The sequence below is a fragment of the Mycolicibacterium houstonense genome, assembly GCF_900078665.2.
GTDB lineage: Bacteria > Actinomycetota > Actinomycetes > Mycobacteriales > Mycobacteriaceae > Mycobacterium > Mycobacterium houstonense.
This window is the reverse complement of record NZ_LT546222.1, coordinates 1-3,750: the sequence shown is the minus strand read 5'-3', so window position 1 is coordinate 3,750 and position 3,750 is coordinate 1. Positions and strand designations below refer to the sequence as shown.

Genomic DNA, 3,750 nt, shown 5'->3' with positions numbered 1-3,750 from the left:
CAGTTGCCCCGCACACGACGCACACCAGCGCGTCGACGCGACCCCGCAACCGCCACATTCCAGCGGCAGGATCAGGTCGAGCATGCCGGCAGTCTGCGCGCGGGCACCGACATCTCACGGCCGAGTCAGCCGGGCAGCACCGGTAGCGTTCCGGGCACCATCAACGGGCGGACCTCGACCCATCCCGGGTTGTCGTTGACCGCCGAAGACAGCTGCAACACCCCGCGCTGGTCGGCCACGTACACCGTGGACGGATTTGCCGCCACCGTGCCGACCGGGGCCAGGAGATTGCGACTGGGCCCGTCCGAGTTAACTCCGTCGAGGTTGACGTAGGACACCGGGTGCGCCGGATCGGTCCGGCTGACCACGATGTCGTCGCCGGTACGCCAGGACAGCGACACCGCGCTGTTGCCCAGGCCGAAACCCAGGCGCCGCGGATAGGTCAGCAGGAACTGGCCCTCGGGAGTCCGTTCGACCCCGGCCAGGATCACCTGTCCGCCGATCACCATCGCCGCGCGGGCGCCGTCGCGGGAGAGTTGCAGTTCGGTGATGGGGCCTGGGTACCGGGTGGACACCGCCGCCGCGTCGACCGGGATCCGGGCCGGCACCCCGGACGCGTCGCGGATCGCCCGCACCACGTTGGTGNGGTCGGGATCCGACACCGCCACATAGCGCGGATCGGGCACGACCGTACTTCCGGTGGGGTCGACGAAATAGAGCGTGTTGCGCTTGTAGGTGGACTGAAACTGTTGCCAGTCAAGGAAAACGCCGTTGGGTAGCCGGTCGATGCGCCAACCGGCCGGGGTCTGCACGAGTTCGATGGGACCGGGATCCGGCAGGGCCCCCTCCCCCGTCTCGAACACTCCCATGTCGGACAGCGAACCCAGGATGTCTGCCCGCATGCTGACCGAGACCCGATCCGCCCCACGGGTTTCGACGAACACCACGCGGTCGAGCAGCAGCGCGCTGCCGGCATCGTCCCAGGAACTGGAGGCGGACTCGGTGAGGAACTGCCGGGCCGCCAGGTGCCGGTTGGCGGGATCGGCAGTGGCCTTGAGGAATTCACGCAGCAGCACATCGGGATCCATGCCCGGGGCCGGTTTGGGCAGGTTCGGCGGTGCCGGCTTCTCGACCGTCCCGATCGCTTGCGGGGAGGACGAATTCGGGATTCCCGCGCATCCGGACACCAGCACGACCAAACCGACGATCACCACCGTCAGCAGGCGCTTCACACGCTCTCCTCCGCAGGCTCCCGGTCTCGGCTGGGGCGCCGCCGCTGTCCTTGCTGCGGCGCAACGGGTTTCAGGGGCAGCGGGCTCGTGGTCACCTTGTGACCGCGGACCAGCGGCAGGGTCAGGCGGAAGCAGGCACCCTTGCCCGGCTCACCCCAGGCCTCCAGCCGGCCCTGGTGCAGACGGGCGTCTTCGATGCTGATGGCCAGGCCCAGGCCGGTACCGCCGGAGCGACGCACCCGCGACGGATCCGACCGCCAGAACCGGCTGAACACCAATTTCTCCTCGCCGGGGCGCAGGCCGACACCGAAATCGCGGACCGTGACGGCCACGGTGTCCTCGTCGGCGGCCATCCTGATCCGTACCGGCTTGCGCTCGGCATGGTCGATGGCATTGGCGATGAGGTTGCGCAGAATCCGTTCCACCCGGCGCGGATCCACCTCGGCGATCACCTCGTCGTCGGGCATGTTGACGTCGAGTTCCACCTCGGCGTCGGCGGCCAGGTGCCCGACGTTGTCGAGCGCGCTCTGCACGGTGGAGCGCAGGTCCACCGACTCCACCGACAGTTCGGCCACGCCGGCGTCGTGCCGGGAGATCTCCAGCAGATCGGCCAGCAGGGTTTCGAACCGGTCCAGCTCGTTGACCATCAGCTCGGTGGACCGTCGCAGCGCGGGGTCGAGATCCTCGGCGTGGTCATGGATCAGATCGGCCGCCATGCGCACCGTGGTCAGCGGGGTGCGCAGCTCGTGGCTGACGTCGGAGGTGAAGCGGCGCTGCAGATTTCCGAATTCCTCGAGCTGCTGAATCTGCCGCGACAGGCTCTCGGCCATGTCGTTGAACGACACCGCCAGCCGGGCCATGTCGTCCTCGCCGCGCACCGGCATCCGCTCGGTGAGGTGTCCTTCGGCGAACCGCTCGGCGATGCGCGAGGCCGACCGCACCGGCTGCACGATCTGACGGGCCACCAGCAACGCGATCGCGGCGAGCAGGCCCAGCAGCACCACCCCACCGGTGGCCATCGTGCCGCGGACCAGCGCGATGGTGCTTTCCTCGTTGTTCAGCGGAAAGATCAGGTACAGCTCAAGATTCGGTACCGACGAGGATGCCGGGCTGCCGACGATCAACGCCGGCCCGGAGAACGCGTCGGTCTGCACGGTGGCGTACTGGTAACTGACCTGGCCGGCCTTGACGAAATCGCGCAGGGCCGTCGGCACCTGCTGCACCGGCCCGGCCGCCGTGGCCTCCCTCGGCCCGTCGCCGGGGACGATGAGCACCGCGTCGAATGCCCCGGCGATGTCCGCGCGCGCGTCGGCCTTGCGGTCGATCAGGGTGTTGCGGGCCAGCTGCAGGCTGCTGTCCAGCGACCGGCTCTCCTCACCGCCGACGATGCCGCCGACGGTGACCCGGGCACGTTCCACCTCCTCGGTGGCGGCCTTGACCTTGACCTCGAGGATCCGGTCGGTGATCTGGCTGGTCAGCACGAAGCCGAGCACCAGGATGACGGCAAGCGAGAGCCCCAACGTCAACGTGACGACCCGAAGTTGCAGCGAACGCCGCCACACCAGGCTCAGGGCCCTGCCAAGCGTCCCCAATCCGCGCAACAGTGGGCCGGAACCTCCCCAGCGCCCACGGATGCGCCGTCTGGAGCCGAAGATCACGGGGGTCCGGCCTTGTATCCCACTCCTCGAACGGTCAACACCACCTGCGGGTTCTCCGGGTCTTTCTCGACCTTGGCCCGCAGCCGCTGGACATGCACGTTCACCAAACGGGTGTCAGCGGGGTGGCGGTATCCCCACACCTGTTCGAGCAGCACATCACGAGTAAACACCTGCCGCGGTTTGCGTGCCAGCGCCACCAGCAGGTCGAACTCCAGCGGTGTCAGCGAAATCTGCTCGCCCTGCCGGGTCACCTTGTGAGCAGGCACATCGATCTCGACATCGTTGATCGACAGCAACTCGGCGGGCTCGTCCTCGTTGCGGCGCAGCCGCGCGCGCACCCGGGCCACCAGCTCCTTGGGCTTGAACGGCTTCATCACGTAGTCGTCGGCGCCGGATTCCAGGCCGAGCACCACGTCGACAGTGTCGGTCTTGGCAGTCAGCATGACGATCGGCACGCCGGAATCGGCACGGAGCACCCGGCACACGTCGATCCCGTTCATGCCCGGCAGCATCAGGTCCAGCAGGACCAGGTCGGGTCGCAGTTCCCGGACCGCGGTGAGCGCCTGGCTGCCATCGCCGATGACCGCGGTGTCGAATCCCTCGCCACGCAAGACGATGGTGAGCATCTCAGCCAGCGATGGGTCGTCGTCGACGACAAGGATCCTTTGCCTCATGGTGTCCATGGTGTCACCCGATCGCGATAAAACCGGGGTACCACACGCGGGTTTCTGGCTTTATCTGCTGCTGAGCCGCCCCGCGAGTGCCGCGGGATCCACATCCGGTCCCGCGACGGCCCATCGGCCGCACCAGTCGGCGGCGGCCAGCGCGGAGTACACCGCACCGGTGCGCTGTTGCAGCCC

General features: G+C 68.2%; 3 protein-coding genes and 2 pseudogenes. All 5 read right to left on the bottom strand.

Annotation, left to right across the window (positions count from 1 at the left end):
- Positions 1 to 84 (bottom strand): annotated as a pseudogene (locus BN4332_RS33110) (ComF family protein); the annotation flags it as partial.
- A gap of 41 nt (positions 85 to 125) precedes the next feature.
- Positions 126 to 1,232 carry an LpqB family beta-propeller domain-containing protein gene (locus BN4332_RS32695; protein ID WP_066904558.1) on the bottom strand — a complete coding sequence of 369 codons (1,107 nt, stop codon included), beginning with the start codon at positions 1,230 to 1,232 and terminating at the stop codon, positions 126 to 128.
- Positions 1,229 to 2,890 (bottom strand): MtrAB system histidine kinase MtrB, encoded by a 1,662-nt coding sequence (gene mtrB, locus BN4332_RS32690; protein ID WP_066903484.1) that lies wholly within the window; start codon positions 2,888 to 2,890, stop codon positions 1,229 to 1,231. Before mtrB ends, BN4332_RS32695 begins: the two co-directional genes overlap by 4 nt.
- Complete coding sequence (gene mtrA, locus BN4332_RS32685; RefSeq protein ID WP_019343547.1) at positions 2,887 to 3,573, bottom strand: two-component system response regulator MtrA; 687 nt, start codon at positions 3,571 to 3,573, stop codon at positions 2,887 to 2,889. The genes mtrB and mtrA overlap by 4 nt, the downstream gene beginning before the upstream one ends.
- Positions 3,574 to 3,624: 51 nt before the next feature.
- Positions 3,625 to 3,750, bottom strand: a pseudogene (locus tag BN4332_RS34830) (dTMP kinase); the annotation flags it as partial.